This window comes from Tardiphaga alba (assembly GCF_018279705.1).
Classification (GTDB): Bacteria; Pseudomonadota; Alphaproteobacteria; order Rhizobiales; family Xanthobacteraceae; genus Tardiphaga; species Tardiphaga alba.
This window is the reverse complement of the sequence record NZ_CP036498.1, coordinates 2947315-2963306: the sequence shown is the minus strand read 5'-3', so window position 1 is coordinate 2963306 and position 15992 is coordinate 2947315. Positions and strand designations below refer to the sequence as shown.

The following is a 15992-nucleotide window of genomic DNA, read 5'->3' as shown; positions in this document are numbered from 1 at the left end:
CTTACAGCTCGATTTCCATGAGGTCCTTCGCGACCACGATCGGGCCGCTATAGTGCTTCTTGGCGTCGGCCGCCCACATCTCGTCGGTGATGGTCGGATCATCGCCGGGCACGAAATGGGTCATGACCAGCTTCTTGACCTTGGCCATGGCGGCGATCTTGCCGACATCCTCGGTGGTCGTGTGCGACGCGATCAGGTGCTCCTTCAGCGTCGCGGCGTTCTTGACGCGGGCCACCATCTTGTCGACGCCGGGCACATAGATCGTCTCATGGATCAGCACATCCGCACCTTCGGCGAATTTCGCCAGCGCCGGATTGAAACTGGTGTCGCAGGCATAGACGAACACGCCATCCGGGGTTTCGAACTTGTAGGCGAAATTTTCGGTGATCGGCGGATGCGGGGTCTTGAAAGCAGTGACCTTGACCTTGCCGTTATCCAGGACGATGCCGGAGTCCTTGATGTCCTTGGCGACCAGCAGCTTGCGCGGGTCCGGCTTGCTTTCATCGGCAATGCGGATATCGACGTCGAATTTGATGCTTTCCCAATAGGCCTTGGTCAGTGCTTCCATGCCGATCGGCGCGAAGGCCTCGACCGGATGATTGAGGCCGGCCGACCAGCCGCCATAGACCATGTTGCCGTATTCCAGCACATGATCTGAATGCAGATGCGTCACGAACACATAGCGCACGTCCGGCAGCGCCACCTTGGCTTCGACCAGGCGCTTCGACACGCCGGGGCCGCAATCAACCACGTAGGGCACGTCATCGACAATCAGCACATTGGCGGGATTGGAGCGGCCGAGGCCGACGCGCGGGCCGCCTTTGGTGCCGAGGCAGATCCAGCGCGCCTTGCGTTTGCCGGCGGGTGCGGGAGCTGCGGTCTGTGCCTGTGCAGTGGATAGCATTGACGAGCCTGCGATGGCCCCCATGGCGGAGAGTTGCAGAAGCGTGCGGCGGTCGAGCGTCATCGTCGTAGTCCTTGGTTGGTCGAAGCCGTAAGGTGGGTCGCGCATAACGATACCCATCAATTCCGGCATTTATGGTGATGGGTCTCGCGACGCGCGACCCATCCTACTCCCCCGTTACGCCGCGCGAACGGCGCCGAGGAATTGCGAGATGCGCTGGGCCAGATCGCCAGAGCGCGTCGAGAGATCATCGGCCTTGGCGATCATGCGCAGCGCGGCGGCTTCCGCCTCCGACATGGCGGTCGAGACGGCGCCGACATTCGACGACACGTCCTTGGTGCCGGTTGCTGCCTGCTGGGCATTGGCTGCGATCTCGCTGGTGGCCGTGCGTTGCTGCGAGACAGAGGCCGCGATATCAGCGGTGACCGCATCGACGCGACCTATGGTCTGCGAGACGCCCTTGATGGCCTGCACCACGGCCGCCGTCTCGGTCTCGATGCTGGCAATCTGTGCGGTGATCTCGTCGGTGGCTTTGGCGGTCTGTGTCGCCAGCGCCTTCACTTCACCGGCGACCACTGCAAAGCCCTTGCCGGCATCGCCGGCGCGTGCCGCCTCGATGGTCGCATTGAGCGCAAGCAGATTGGTCTGGCTTGCAATGTCCTGGATGAACTTGATGATATCGCCGATCCGCGCAACCGCATGATCGAGGCCGACGATGCGCTGGTCGGCATCGCCGACTTCACGCACGGCTTCGGCGGCAATGGAGGCGCAGGTCTCGAGCCGTTCGGCGATCGACGTGACAGCGACGCTCATCTCTTCGGCTGCGCTGGCAATTGTGCTGACGCTGACCGAGGCTTCCTCGGCGCCGGCTGCGACATTGGTGGCACGCTCGGACGAACCGCTGGCAAGGCGCGAGGTGGCCTCGGCATCACGTCGAACGTCCTCGCCAGCAGCGCCGACGCCGTAAATGACCTCGGAGCTCGCGGTGTCGAATTCGGCTGTCAGCGCATCGATACGCGCGGCCCGGGCTTCGCGGGCCTCCTGCTGGGCACGGTGTTCGGCCTCAAGACGCGCGGCCTCGATGGCGTTGATGCGCAGGGTTTCCAGCGCTTCCGCCATTTCGCCAATCTCGTCGCGGCGACCGCGGGCGGGCACCTCGATGTCGCGGTCGCCTTCGGCCAGACGGGTGATCGCATGGGTGGTCTCGACCAGCGGTTTCACCACGCGGCGAACGAACAGCATGGTGACTCCGACCACCAGCAGCCCCACCAGCACCATGCCGATGGCCACGATGGAGAGATGGATCAGCGCCTGGCGCTTGGCCACATCCGCGAGATCCGCGGCTTTGGTCATGACGGCATCGCGCACGGCCATAGCGGATTGCGCGGGACCGACAAGCCGCTTCAGCACGTCCTGGAAGGAAACGCCGTAATCAGTACCGGCGAGGCCTTTCTTCGTCATCTCGGCAATAAAAGCGTCCGTCTCGCCGAAGAACTTGCCTTCGGTGGACTTCACGATGGCTGCGAGGCCGGCATCGTCGCCGAGCTGGGCAATGGTCGCCTGCAGGCGCGCCCAGGCATGACGGATTTCACCGGTCGCTTCCGCAACACCCTGGATGTCGGCGGTGCTCAGCCCCTTGCTGTTGCCGACGGCGCGGGTGAAGTAGCTGGCGCGGCGGCCGGCCGCGTCACGCATGTCCCAGGACAGCCGCGCGATCTGGATCAGACTGCCGACACTCTCATGGGCGGCGGCGGCATTGCGCTCGAGACCATTGACCACCCGGTCGAGCGCGGTCTGCAGCTGCAACATGCGCGACACGTAATCGCGCAACAGCGCCTGATCGCGCTGGGCGCGCGGCTGCGGATAGGCACGATCGAGCTGACCATAGATCTCATTCAGGTCCTGCCCGATCTTATCGAGGGCGGCGAGCGCACGCTGCTGCTCGGGATAGGTCGTCGCGGCAATAGCGGCGCGGGCGGCGGAGAATTCGTCGCCCAGCGCCTTGCGGGCGGCAGCAATGGCGCTCAAAGCCGGTGCCGCCGCGGGCTGATCGGCAATCAGCGAGACATTCTGGGGACCGCGGCTGACCGACATCTGCTCGGTGGTGCGCAGCACGGCAGCCGTCGCGCGCGCCAGATGGCCGGCTTCGCTGGCGTTGCGATAATCGCCCCACTGCTGGACCATGAAAACCGCACCGGCAATGGCAATGATCGACGCCATTGCAGAGGCACACAGCATAAAAAGCACACGAACGCGCATAGAAGTTCCTTCCTCAACCCCGCGCTTTCGTAGGTTGATATTCTTAATTCCGCGTCAAGGAAGGTATTCGGTTCCGGCATGGGCCTATGCTTGAGCGTGTCGCACAACTGTCAGGCACGGCTAATGGGACCGTCCCAACCCACGACGATTTGTCCGAAGATGGGTTCATAAATTGCGCGTATTCTGTGCGCAGGATGCTAAGCAGTTTTCGGCCGATTTGCCTTTCCTGCGAATCCACTCCCCCAAAGGATCACGAACCCATGCGCACCTTTCGCCTTCTCGCTTCTGCCGCCGTGGCGCTTGCCTTGTGCGGCGCGCCCGTCATTGCGTCGGCGCAGTCGGCTGCGCCGGCCTTCAACGATGCGCAGCGCGGCGAAATCCAGAAGATCATGAAGGACTACCTGCTGCAGCATCCGGAAATCCTCGAAGAGGTGTCCGCCGAACTGCAGAAGCGCCAGGCCGCGGCTGAAGCCGAGAAGCACAAGGCGGCGGTGACCGCCAATGCCGATCTGATCTTCAAGTCGCCGCGCGGTGTCACCATCGGCAACAAGGACGGCGACGTCACCTTCGTCGAGTTCTTCGATTACAATTGCGGCTACTGCAAGCGCGCCATGGAAGACATGGTGACGATCATGAAGGCCGATCCGAAGCTGAAGGTCGTGCTCAAGGAATTCCCGGTGCTCGGACCGGGCTCGGTGGAAGCTGCCCAGGTGGCCGTCGCCGTGCGCATGCAGGACCCGACCGGCAAGAAGTATCTCGACTTCCACCAGAAGCTGCTCACCGGCCGCGGCCAGGCCGACAAGGCGCGCTCGATGGCAGCCGCAAAGGAAGCCGGCCTCGACATGGCGAAGCTAGAAAAGGACATGGCCAGCCCCGAAGTGCGCGCCACCATCGAGGAAAACTTCAAGCTCGCCGAGAGCATGGGCATGAACGGTACGCCGAGCTATGTGATCGGCAATCAGGTGGTGATCGGCGCTGTCGGCGTCGATGCGCTGAAGGAAAAGATCAATCAGGCGCGTTGCGGCAAGGCCGTGTGCTCGTAAGCGCCTGAAAGACGATCAGCGATCGAAAAGCCGGCTGCGAACCAGCCGGCTTTTTGCTGAGAATTCGTAGGATGGGTAGAGCGCAGCGAAACCCATCACAACACGCACCGAATATGCGGCGATGGGTTTCACTGCGGCGCTAACGCGCCTCCGCTCTACCCATCCTACGGCGGCGGAGAATTTGGACGGCAGTTAGCATTAACGTCGCCAGCATCACACCACCCACGATCGCCCCTGCCCGCAATCGTCCGCCTGGTCGATCGACATAGAGTGACCACAGCGATGGCGCTTCGCCATCGCGCGGCACGCGGAATGCGACGATGCTGTCGCCGATGGAGGTGCCGGCCTCCGAATGCCCGCCGGCGCCGATCACCACATACTGCTCGCCATTCAGCATATAGGTCATCGGATTGGCGATGCCCGGCACCGGCAGCCTGCCCTGCCACAGCTCCTTGCCGCTGCCGGCATCGAACGCACGCAGGTACGCGTCCATTGCGCCAGTGAAGATGACGCCGCCGGCGGTGGCCAGCACACCGCTGACCAACGGCGTGCCGGTGTTCAACGCGAGGCCGAGCGGCGCGATGTCTTCGGTGGTGCCGACACTAGATTCCCACAACACCTTGCCGGCCTTGAGATCGACTGCGACCATGGCGCCCCAGGGCGGCGGATTGCAGGGCATACCGAATGGCGACGCGACCAGCGCACGCGTCATCGCAAAGGGCGCGCCGCGCTGCGGACCGAAATCGGCGCCTGATGGCGGCTTGTAGTTCTGCGCCTGCGCGCGCGGGATCAGCGTGATGCGATGCGCGGCGCGGCTGGTATTGGCAATTAGTATCTGCCGAACCGGATCGTAAGCCACGCCGCCCCAATTGACACCGCCGCCGGTCATCGGAAACACCACGGAACCTTCCGTCGAGGGCGGCGTGCACAAACCGTCGTAACGTCCCATCCTGAGCTGCTCGCCGCAGGCATCGCGATCCCAGAAGGTCAGGCCGAATGGTTTGGTGCGGTCGAGTTGCTGCGGCACCAGCGACGGCAGGTGGGTCGGAAATGGCTGCGTCGGCGACAGGCTTTCGCCGGGTGCTCCGCTCTGCGGCACCGGCCTCTCCTCGACGGGCCAGACCGGCTGTCCGGTCTCGCGATCCAGCACGAACACAAAGCCCATTTTTGTGGCCTGGATCACCACATCGCGCGAGCCAGTGCCACTGTCGATACGCGCCAGTGTGGGCTGTGCCGGAACGTCGTAGTCCCAGACATCGTGATGCACGGTCTGAAACGTCCAGGCGAGTTCTCCTGTCTCGATCTTCAAGGCAACGACCGAATTCGCATGCTTGTTGTCGCCCGGCCGCTTACCGCCGAAGAAATCGGGGCTCGGCGACGACGTCGGCAGGAACACCAGCCCACGCTCCGCATCAACGGTCATCGGCGCCCAGACATTGGCATGCCCGGCCTCGATGCCATCGCGGATCAGCGGATCGAACGTCCAGCGTGCTCCGCCGGTGCGGACGTCGAACGCACGCACGATGCCGCGCGGGGCATCGACGCGGCGATTGTCGGCGAACGATGATCCGACCACCATCACATCGCGGGCGACCACCGGCGGCGACGTCACCTGGAATTCGCCGGCATATTCCAGCGGTGCGCCGGGATCGAGTTTCACTTCGCCGGCCTTGCCGAAATCGCTGCAGGGCTGACCGGTCTTCGCATCCAGCGCGACCACGCGGGCATCATTGGTGCCCATGACGATGCGGCTGGCGCAGGCGGCTCCCGCCGTCGCGCGCGCGTCGCGCCAATGCGTAACACCGCGGCAGACCCAGCGATTGCCGGGCCTGAGATCCGCGGGCACGCCGGGATCGTATCGCCAGCGCGCGCGCCCCGTCGCCGGATCGAGCGCGATCACTTCGTTGAACGGCGTGCAGAAGATCAGGCTGTCCTCGACAAACAGCGGCGTTGCCTCGAACTTGCTGCGACGGATCTGCTGCGGCGTACGGGCGACGAGATCGCCGGTATGGAAAGTCCAGGCCTCGATCAGGCGCGGGGCGTTGCCGGGCGTGATCTGGCCATGCGACGAGAATCGCGTGCCACCGGCATCGCCGCCCCAATGCTCCCATGCGAAGGCAGGGCCCGCGCATAGTGCGGCAAACACGGCAATTCCGGCAATCCACAGCCGCATCGACAACCCACTCCGCGGCGCCAGCCATGGCCGCGAAGCAAAGGTTATTTGAGTTGAGCGGTTTGTCTATTGCAGCTCTTTGCCGCGTCTCAGAAACGATAGTTGAGGCCGACCTTTGCCATGTGGAGACCGATATTGTTGGAAACGTCGCGCCCCTGAACACTATCAACCGAGCCCGGAATAATCGGGGTTGCATATCTGACGCAGATCGTCCTGAAATACTCCACGCATACGCGCGCGCCGGCATATTGCTGCGTCGCTCCCTCCCGCGCCTGCTCATATGCTAGTCCGGCGTCGCTAAAACCTGCATAAGTATATTCGCCCTTCAACGACCAGTTGTTATGAAGCGTAAACTCAAATCCGCCACCTGCGGTCCAGCCGATATTTGTGCTCGTATCAGCCTCGGTGAAGAATTGGTCGGTATTGGTTGGAGTCGCCGTTGGCTGGACTGCGGCGTATTGGCTGCGCGATCCGCTCTGCTGCAGGAAGGCAGCACCACCGGTGCCATAGACCATCAGGCGTCCGAAGGAATAGCCCAATCGGCCGCGCAACGTGGCAAGCCAGTCGAGCCGTATCTCTGTCACGGACTGCAGCTGCCCACGTCCGACCAGCGACGCAGTCTCCTCCGTCAATGTCCGGCTGCTCGCTCGTTTGTCCAGCATGGAGAAATCTGCCTCCATACCGATCACAATCCGATTGTCGAACTGATAGTTGTAACCGATCTGGCCGCCGAAGGTCGAACCGCGATCGCTGAAATTCACGGCTTCGCTCAAAGCGACGGGCCCGCCAGCCGCCGTCGTCACCGCGCTTGCCACATTGGATGACAATTGCGCCACGTGACCGCCGACATAGACGCCGGTCCAGTCGTCGCCGGGATTGCCCTTCGATGCATAGCCGAGCGGCGGCAGCGTCGGGATCACCGGCAGATTGGCGCCGCCGAAGCGGTGCGTCAGGCCGAGCCGCGCGGTGCGGCCGGGCGACGGCATGCCGGTGGTGGCGAGCGGCCCGTAATAATACTGGTCGGTGATGTTCTCGATGCTGAGATTCATCATCGTGTCTTCGCTGAACCTGTAGCTGGCGAACAGATCGTAGACGACGAATTGCGGCCATGTGAAATTAAGGCCGATCAGACCGATCGCAGCCGGATTTTCCGGCGGCCAGTTCGTGCCGATGCGCGTCGACGAGAAGAAAGCGCGACCGCCGATGGTCAATGCCTGATCGAAGAAGCGTACGCCACCGGTAACGCTGCCGCTCCATTCCGGCGGCACGAAGGTCGGCGGCGTGACATTGGCGAGCACGCTGTCGAGCTTCGGGAGGCTGCAGTCGCTCTTGGTCGTGCAGTACTCCGCTTTCACATATCGGGTATAATTGCCTTCGACAAAGACCGTGCCGGCATCATAGCTGCCGGACAGTTCGAAGCCGTGATAGTTGGCGTGATCGATATTAGCAAAATGCTGCTGGCCGGGAACGTCAGGCACATCCTGCATGATGACGTAATCGTCATAGCGGTTGCGGAAGTAAGCCGCCTTGAAGCGCAGCTTGTCGCCCTGCGTCAGTACATCGTCACGCAGCAGGTTTGCGCCAAACTCCCAGTTTTTGGAGACTTCGCCGCGCAGGTTCGGATTGACCTGCAGCGTATAAAGTTCCCAATACAATTCACGCAGGCTCGGCGGGCGATAACCTTCTTTATACTGGGCGAACAGTTGCAGCCCCTCCAGCGGTGTCGTCACGACACTGAAATTGGGACTGACGCGTGATCCCGAGCGATCGGGAAACACCGACGCGGAACCGACGCCCTCGGCGGAATAGCTATCGACACGCAGACCGGCCGACAGTGCCAGCCATTTGACGGGTTCATAGGTGGACTTGCCGAAAGCCGACGTCATGGTGCGAAGGCCGTTCGGACCGCGGCTGGTCTGCCCGGCTGCATCGAGTAGCTCGGGCGCCTGCGCTTTCTCATGGCGAAACTCGGTGCCGTAATCGAAAGACAGTGCGCCGAACGCCGTATCGAAGCGTGAGGTGTTGGCGACGTCGCCGCCGAAAGTCACCGCGCTGTGGTCGCGAATGCCCGCGGGAAACGCATTGCCGCGCTTGTGGTCGAGACTGGTGCCCCAGAGATTGGCACGCAGGTCGAGCAGCGGATTGTCGGAGCGATGGCGATACTTCGCCGTATAGGTGTCGAGCCGCGTCTTGCTGAGCTGGCGCTGGCCGAAATTGCTGAGGTTGTTGAGAAGCGCCTCGTCCTCCTCGCCCGCCTTGCTGTCGTACAGCATGTAACCAAGCTCAAATGACTGGCCATCGCCCCATTTGGTCTTGCCCTTGGCGAGAAACGAGTTGGTGTCTTCGGAGGTGTTGTAGACTTCCGCGCCCGGCCGGACGATCGCGTTGCGGCCGGGATTGAGACCCATGGCGCCCTGCGGAAACACAAAGCCATCCGGCACATTACTGGAGCCGGCATAGTAGTTGCCCTGCCTGCGTTTCGAGAACGCGACGATCCCCTCGAAATTTTCCTGCATGGTCGCCGCAGCAGCGCTGCCAGACCAGCTGTCGCCATTGAGGAAGGACGGGGTATTGCTGTCGCGCATCACGGGCGGCGCGGTGTTGCCGATCACCGGGATGAATGGCGAGCGCGTATTGCCGCCAATTCCGGTCTTAACGCGAACGCCCCAATTGTCGCCGGGCTTCACGATATCCTGCGCCGACAACGTGCGGAAATTGATGCTGCCCCCGATGCCGCCGGTGCCGACGCTATCACTCGGTCCTTTCGAGATATCGATGCTGCCGATCAGGTCGGGATCCACATAGGTCTCGTCGCGATTGCCGGCATAGCCGCGATAGGACGTCGACGAATTCGATGCGCCGTCCACGGTCGTGTTGACCCGGCCCATGCCTTGCAGGCCGCGGATGTTCGGATTCAGCGAGGTGCCGACGCGGTTGCCGCCATTCAGGACGCCGGGCGTGCCGATGAAGACGTCGCCTGGCGATGTCGGCGGCAGGCGGTCGATCTGTTCGCGCGAGACATGCGCGTTCGAGCCCGGCGTCCGATATGGCGCATCCCCTGCGGACACGCGGGCGCCGCTCACCTCGATCGTATCGAGCGTAATGGCGCCGGCCGTGTTCATCGCCGCGTTGCTCGCTCCGCCAGGTACAGAGATCGCAACCGTACGTGCATTGGAGAAACTGTAGTTGAGCCCGGACCCCTGCAGCAGCTGCGCCAGCGCGGCGTCGGCGCTGATTTGACCTGACACCCCCGATGATTGCTTGCCGGAGGCAATCTGCGGAAGATACGTGACCTGCAATCCGGATTGGCGCCCGAACGCAGCAAGCGCCGTCGTCATCGAGCCGGCAGGAATGTTGAACTGGGTCTGCCGCACGGCAACCTGAGCCTGTGCGGCGGTGGGCATAGCGACGATAACTGCATGGGCCGATGCTGTCGTCAGCAAAGCCATGATGACGCTGCGACACACGCCTCGATGTGCCGTATTTGTTATTCCGAATTCCACAATGCCACTCCACGCGATCACATCAAGGATCGTGCTCGGCGGCAGCTAGCAGTGTCCCTGCCAGATGAAACGAACGGCAGCGCGGGATTTTCTCCCGTCGCGCAAATTTCTTATGAATTTTTTAGATTGTCGACACGACCGTCAGCCAGGGCGAGAGCTGGCGGATCTTCGCACCATAAGGATGCACCACGGCCTCGAGCGCCATGATCGGATCCTTGAGGTCGAACACACCGCTGATGCGCTGCGCACCGAGCGACGCATCGGCGATGACGATCCGGCCATTGTACCAGCGGCGTATCCGCGACGTGACGGCCGCGACGGTCTCGCGCTCCGCCACGATCATGCTGTCGCGCCAGGCCGCAATCTGCGCGAGGTCGCGCTTGCTGCGCTCGGCTTTACCGAGATCGTCGTCCCAGCTAAGCACATCGCCCTGCACCAGCGTCACGCTGCTGGACAGCATCGCATTCGGCAAGGTCGCATCGACGCTGCCGCGGCCAACCGACATCGTATCGAAGCCGGTATCCCTGCTGAGATCAAAGGCGCCGCCGAACGAGCTCAGCGACAGACGATCGAGCGTGGCTCGAAACGGCCGCGCGGGGTCATCGGCCACATCGAAGAACGCCATTCCCGCCAGCAACTCGACGCGTCGCTCGGTCGGCGCGAACGCCGATCGGATCGCGCTTTTCGGTCCCAGTGTGACCGTCGAGCCATCCGTCAATGCAACACGGCGCAGCTCGGCAGTCGCGGTGACATGATCGGCTTGCAGGCGCAGCCATGTATCCGGTCCGTAAGCGGCGCTTGCCCCTGCCGCTGCAACCGCAACGGCGCCGCCAAGGATCATATTGCGGCGAGACATGCGCGTGCCCGGTTGCGCGGCCTTGCGCTGATCGGTCAGGACCTTGCCCGCCATGCCATGGATTTCGGTGACCTCGGCCCACACCGCCTCATGGTCCGCGCCGCGCGCGCGCCAGCTCCTGACCAGATCGCGGGCAACCGGATTGGCAGGATCGTTCTGCAGCCGGATCATCAGATCCAGCGCCTCCCCGAACAGCCGATCATCTTCGGTCACAGCTTCAGTCATGCGTTCCGGTCCGGGCGCCTCCAAGCGCCGCCGCCATGGCGATTACATATCTGGAACGAATGGAAGATGCAGATTTTCTCTCGGCGCCGACAAATATTTCGTCATTTGCTGGCTTCGTCCGCCAAACGCGACCGCAAATGCCGATAGGCATCGCGGATCAGTGTCCAGGTCCGGGTTCTGGACAGCTGCAGTTCGGCCGCCACTTCGCACAGGGTCTGTTCGCCGATCCGGTGCATCTCGAACGCCCGCCGCGTCTTTTCCGGCAGCTCCCGGATGGCGGCGTCGATGATCGCCAGCCGCTGCCGGTCATAGACGATGTGTTCTGGCGACGGCGACGCATCGGCGATGCCTAGGAAATCGTCATCGGCGACATGCACGAATTCGACGCGCCGTTCGCGCCGCGCGAGATCGATCGACAGGTTCCGGGCGACCTGATGAAGATAAGCTCGGGGATTTTCGCAGGATGATGGCACGGCCGCGGTCATCGCACGCACGAATGTATCCTGCGTAAGATCAGCCGCCGTTTCCGGCGGATGTCCGCGGCGACGCAGGAAACGATTGATTTCCCGCGCGTGCCTGACGAATAGATTTTGCAGATCCCACATTCCGCGACGCCACCCCGCGCCAATGCCTTTCGGCCTCGGCCGTGCCCATTACGCGGAAATCAATAAAGTGGCAGGGAAATGCCCGCAACGGCTAGCGACTTAGATTGCCTCCAACGGAGGTGGCTAGGCCTGGCCAGCCGGAAGCTCTGCTGCTTCGGACTCGAACGCTTGGCGTCCATCGCCCGATTCGCCCCGGGCAATCTTGTTGGCCGTGTTTTCCAGAACACCAGCGACGATACCCGACACCGCATCCTCCAGCGGCGCCACCTCGGTGATCTTCTGTACCAGACGCTCGACAAAGGCGGTCATCGCGGATTCCTTATGCCGCAACCCAATGCAGATGGCGGACTTTCGTTCCAGTCGTTCGCCCTTCTCCCTTTCTGGAACGCCTCCAGCAGTCCGTGCATTGAATTGCGGAGGATGGAGGCTGGAAATGCCCAAGTATCATTTTGAAATTGTCGATGGCTTTACGCTGGAGGACCCGGTCGGTCTCGACTGCCGCAATGACGTACAAGCCAAAACCGTCGCCAAGGATATCGCACGGCAGATCGCAGAGGATCTCGGCGGGAAAGACGATCGCAGGGTCGTCGTGCGCGATGACGATGGCGCTGAAGTCTATGAGACCGCGATCAGGAACCAGCAACGGCCATCGTAAACGTGAGTCGTGTCAGCACTGCTGACAGACACGTGCATGCTCAGAAGATCAGCAAATAAACTACACTCTCGTTCGGAACATCCTCATACGCGCTCCGTTGTCGGGCGGGCAATGCAACTATCACTGTGAGGAGAAACGAGATGAACAAGCGTTTATTTGCGACCGTCGCTGCTGCTGCTTTGATTGCAGGTACGAGCCTTGTTAGCGCACAGAGCCCAGGAGGCGCCGGTGGCGCGAGCCCGGGCGGTGCGAGCGGCGCTGGCGGTGGCGCGACCATGAGCCGTGAAGCCCCGTCGGGCGGTGGTGCAGCAGGCGGTGCAGCCGCGCGCGGCGGCGCAGAAGATCGTGCGGCCCCGGCGGCAAACACAGCGCCGAGCAAGCGCGATGAAGCGACCGACACCACCAACAAGTCCGACCAGAAGCAGCCTGCCACCAAGCAGACCCAGTCGGATGATAAAATGCAGCGCGATAACGGCAATCAGCGTGCCGGCGATCAAACCCGCGATGGCGGCAAGAACGCAAAGGACATGAAGGCCGAAGACAAGAACAATCCGGCAGCGAATTCGAAGTCGGCGGCTGACAGCAAGTCGACGACGGAGAAGTCAGCGACCACCGGCCAGGCCGGCGCGGGTGCCAAGCTCACCACCGAGCAGCGCACCAAGGTCACAACCGTGGTGAAGCAGCAGAACATCAAGCCCATCACCAATGTGAACTTCTCAATCAATGTCGGCACCCGCGTGCCGCGTGACGTTCACTTCCATCCGGTCCCGGCTGAGATCGTGACGATCTATCCGGCCTGGCGCGGCTACAACCTGATCATGGTCAGCAACCAGATCATCATCATCGATCCCGCCACTTACGAGATCGTGGCGGTCATTGACGCCTAAGCGCTATCATTGGGCTTACGGCGCGGGCGGGTTCTTCGGAACTCGCCCGCTGTCGTTGCGCAACACCTGAGTCGCGCCGGTCTTGCGCAAGGACGGCTATTTCCGCGTTGCGGCTCCCGCGTGGTTAACGGGCCAATTGGCTGGTTCCATTGCGTGTTTTATCAACCCGCCAAGGTATTTGGCTGGGGGAACCGGACGGTGTAAGGCTTCCCCTGCCCGCCGAGGTTACCTATAACCCCCGGCAGAACCGCGCTTTTGCGCCCTGTCGCCTGTCCGGGACCTCCGATGGCCAACACCGCCGCCAACACCATCTTCGTTCTCAACGGCCCCAACCTCAATCTCCTGGGGATCAGGGAGCCGGAGACCTATGGGCACGCCACCCTCGCCGATGTCGAGGCGCTGTGCGCGAAGGCGGCTGCGCAATATGGCTTCACCGCCGATTGCCGGCAGTCGAATGTCGAGGGCGAACTCGTCAATTACATCCACGAGGCGCGCACCAAGGCTGTTGGCATCATCATCAATGCCGGCGCCTATTCACACACCTCGATCGCGATCCATGACGCACTGGTCGGCGTGAAAGTGCCGACGGTCGAAGTGCACATCAGCAACGTCTATACCCGCGAAGACTTCCGCCACCATTCCTTCACGGCCCGCGCCGCCTTTGCCAGCCTGTGCGGCTTCGGCATCGAGGGCTATCGCCTCGCGATCTCCGGTCTCGCGGCCAAGCTCGGCAAGACATCGCTCACCTGATTCAAACCCACTCCTTCAGATATCGGATTGCCCATGGCCCGTAAGCCTCCTGCCAAAGCCGCCGCCGCGAAAGCAGCCGCCCCGAAAGTCGCCGCTGCTGCTCCGGCTGCCTCAGCTGACAGCGCCTTCATTCGCGAACTCGCGCAGCTGCTGAACGAGACCAATCTCACCGAGATCGAAGTCGAGCGTTCGGGCCTGCATGTCCGCGTCGCCCGCGAAGTTCATGTGACCGCTGCTGCTGCCCCGGTCTACGCGCCTGCCCCGGTCGCCGCCGCGCCCGCACCGGTTGCCGTTTCGGCCGTCGCCGCCGCTCCTGCCGCGCCGTCGGGCCCGGACTATAGCAAGCATCCGGGCGTCGTGCCCTCGCCCATGGTCGGCACCGCCTATGTGGCGCCGGAGCCGGGCAAGCCGCCTTTCGTCAGCGTCGGCACCAAGGTGACTGCTGGCCAGACCCTGATCATCATCGAAGCGATGAAGACCATGAACCAGATCCCGGCGCCGCGTGCCGGCACCGTGACCCAGATCCTGGTCGAGGACGGCGCGCCCGTCGAATACGGCGAACCGCTGGTTATTATTGAGTAACAAATCTCTCCGTCATCCTGAGGTGCCTGCTCGCAGAGCAGGCCTCGAAGGATGAAGGGCTCGGAGCCCGTGGCCATCCTTCGAGGCGCGCAAGAGCGCGCGCCTCACAAGCTGAACGCAACAGCGTTCAGCGGGGATGACGGCACAGCAAGGCAGATAATATGTTCGAGAAAATCCTGATCGCCAATCGCGGCGAGATCGCACTTCGCATCTTGCGCGCCTGCAAGGAGCTCGGCATCGCGACCGTGGCCGTGCATTCCACGGCCGACGCCGACGCCATGCATGTGCGCCTCGCCGACGAGAGCGTGTGTATCGGCCCGCCGGCGTCGAAGGACAGCTACCTGCATATCCCGTCGCTGCTCGCTGCCGCCGAGATCACCGGCGCCGATGCGGTGCATCCCGGCTATGGCTTCCTGTCTGAAAACGCCCGCTTCGCCGAGATCCTCGCCGACCACAATCTGGCATTCATCGGCCCCAAGGCGGAACATATCCGCACCATGGGCGACAAGATCGAAGCCAAGAAGACCGCCAAGCGTCTTGGCATTCCCGTGGTGCCGGGCTCGGATGGTGGCGTCGGCCCCGATGACGATGCGATGGCAATCGCGAAGGAAATCGGTTTCCCGGTGCTGGTGAAGGCGGCTGCCGGCGGCGGTGGCCGCGGCATGAAGGTGGCGCAGACCGAAGCCGATCTGGAAATGGCGCTGTCCACGGCGGCGACCGAAGCCAAGGCCGCGTTCGGCGATGCGTCGGTCTATCTCGAAAAGTATCTGACCAAACCGCGCCACATCGAAATCCAGGTGCTGGGCGACGGCCGCGGCGGCGCGCTGCATCTCGGCGAGCGCGATTGCTCGCTGCAGCGTCGTCACCAGAAGGTCTGGGAAGAAGGCCCGTCGCCGATCCTCTCGCCGGCAGCGCGCGAAAAAATCGGCGGCATCTGCGCCAAGGCGATGCAGGAGATGAAGTATCTCGGCGTCGGCACCATCGAATTCCTGTACGAGGACGGCGAGTTCTATTTCATCGAAATGAACACCCGCATTCAGGTCGAGCATCCCGTCACCGAGATGATCACCGACATCGACCTCGTGCTGGAGCAGATCCGCATCGCCGCCGGTGGCGACCTGCCCTGCACCCAGGACGAAGTGCAGATCATCGGCCACGCCATCGAGTGCCGCATCAATGCGGAGAACCCGGAAACCTTCCGGCCCTCGCCCGGCACCATCACCCAGTATCACCCGCCCGGCGGCCTCGGCGTCCGCATCGATAGCGCGGTCTATCAGGGCTACAAGATCCCGCCTTATTACGACTCGCTGGTCGGCAAGCTGATCGTGCACGGCAAGAACCGGCCGGAATGCCTGATGCGGCTGCGCCGTGCGCTGGACGAGATCGTGGTGGACGGTGTCGAGACGACTTTGCCGCTGTTCCGCAAACTCGCCCGCGAGAAGGACATGATCGAGGGCGATTACCACATCCATTGGCTCGAACAGTATCTGGCTGGGAAATAAGCCGCACCTGGATGCAAGAATTTTCAAACGCCGATGGAACCAATTCGA

The 15992-nt window shown here is 62.7% G+C and carries 13 protein-coding genes; 6 read left to right on the top strand and 7 right to left on the bottom strand.

All coding sequences use genetic code 11. From position 1 onward, the window contains the following. Position 1: 1 nt before the first annotated feature. Together RPMA_RS14115 and RPMA_RS14110 are read right to left on the bottom strand one after the other, a co-directional pair. A complete protein-coding gene (locus RPMA_RS14115; protein WP_211907808.1) occupies positions 2 to 967 on the bottom strand; it encodes an MBL fold metallo-hydrolase in 966 nt (321 codons plus the stop codon). 114 nt (positions 968 to 1081) lie between these two features. Further along, on the bottom strand, positions 1082 to 3124 hold the full coding sequence (locus RPMA_RS14110; RefSeq protein ID WP_211907806.1) for a methyl-accepting chemotaxis protein: 2043 nt from the start codon (positions 3122 to 3124) through the stop codon (positions 1082 to 1084). 299 nt (positions 3125 to 3423) lie between these two features. Here RPMA_RS14110 and RPMA_RS14105 point away from each other — a divergent pair, with 299 nt between their 5' ends. Beyond that, complete coding sequence (locus tag RPMA_RS14105; RefSeq protein ID WP_211907804.1) at positions 3424 to 4206, top strand: DsbA family protein; 783 nt, start codon at positions 3424 to 3426, stop codon at positions 4204 to 4206. Positions 4207 to 4345: 139 nt separating this feature from the next. Here RPMA_RS14105 and RPMA_RS14100 read toward each other — a convergent pair whose 3' ends face one another. The 5 genes from RPMA_RS14100 to RPMA_RS14080 form a co-directional block, all read right to left on the bottom strand. After that, positions 4346 to 6379 carry a pyrroloquinoline quinone-dependent dehydrogenase gene (locus tag RPMA_RS14100; RefSeq protein WP_211907802.1) on the bottom strand — a complete coding sequence of 678 codons (2034 nt, stop codon included), beginning with the start codon at positions 6377 to 6379 and terminating at the stop codon, positions 4346 to 4348. A gap of 89 nt (positions 6380 to 6468) precedes the next feature. Continuing rightward, on the bottom strand, positions 6469 to 9828 hold the full coding sequence (locus tag RPMA_RS14095; protein ID WP_211907794.1) for a TonB-dependent receptor domain-containing protein: 3360 nt from the start codon (positions 9826 to 9828) through the stop codon (positions 6469 to 6471). 175 nt (positions 9829 to 10003) lie between these two features. Continuing rightward, positions 10004 to 10963 (bottom strand): FecR family protein, encoded by a 960-nt coding sequence (locus RPMA_RS14090; RefSeq protein ID WP_211907792.1) that lies wholly within the window; start codon positions 10961 to 10963, stop codon positions 10004 to 10006. Between the two features lie 101 nt (positions 10964 to 11064). After that, complete coding sequence (locus RPMA_RS14085; RefSeq protein ID WP_211907790.1) at positions 11065 to 11568, bottom strand: RNA polymerase sigma factor; 504 nt, start codon at positions 11566 to 11568, stop codon at positions 11065 to 11067. Positions 11569 to 11691: 123 nt separating this feature from the next. Continuing rightward, on the bottom strand, positions 11692 to 11877 hold the full coding sequence (locus RPMA_RS14080; RefSeq protein WP_211907788.1) for a hypothetical protein: 186 nt from the start codon (positions 11875 to 11877) through the stop codon (positions 11692 to 11694). 124 nt (positions 11878 to 12001) lie between these two features. Between RPMA_RS14080 and RPMA_RS14075 the strand changes: the two genes are divergently transcribed. From RPMA_RS14075 to accC, 5 genes are all read left to right on the top strand, one after another. Then, positions 12002 to 12223, top strand: coding sequence for a DUF6894 family protein (locus tag RPMA_RS14075; protein ID WP_211907786.1), 222 nt, complete (start codon positions 12002 to 12004; stop codon positions 12221 to 12223). A 140-nt stretch (positions 12224 to 12363) separates the two neighbouring features. Next, positions 12364 to 13110 carry a DUF1236 domain-containing protein gene (locus tag RPMA_RS14070; RefSeq protein WP_211907785.1) on the top strand — a complete coding sequence of 249 codons (747 nt, stop codon included), beginning with the start codon at positions 12364 to 12366 and terminating at the stop codon, positions 13108 to 13110. A gap of 285 nt (positions 13111 to 13395) precedes the next feature. Next, positions 13396 to 13860, top strand: coding sequence for a type II 3-dehydroquinate dehydratase (gene aroQ / locus RPMA_RS14065; RefSeq protein WP_211907783.1), 465 nt, complete (start codon positions 13396 to 13398; stop codon positions 13858 to 13860). A 33-nt stretch (positions 13861 to 13893) separates the two neighbouring features. Next, a complete protein-coding gene (gene accB, locus RPMA_RS14060; RefSeq protein WP_211907782.1) occupies positions 13894 to 14442 on the top strand; it encodes an acetyl-CoA carboxylase biotin carboxyl carrier protein in 549 nt (182 codons plus the stop codon). A gap of 161 nt (positions 14443 to 14603) precedes the next feature. Next, the gene (gene accC, locus RPMA_RS14055) at positions 14604 to 15944 is read left to right on the top strand and encodes an acetyl-CoA carboxylase biotin carboxylase subunit (protein WP_211907781.1); all 1341 of its coding nucleotides are present in this window, start codon (positions 14604 to 14606) and stop codon (positions 15942 to 15944) included. The last annotated feature ends 48 nt before the right edge of the window (positions 15945 to 15992 follow it).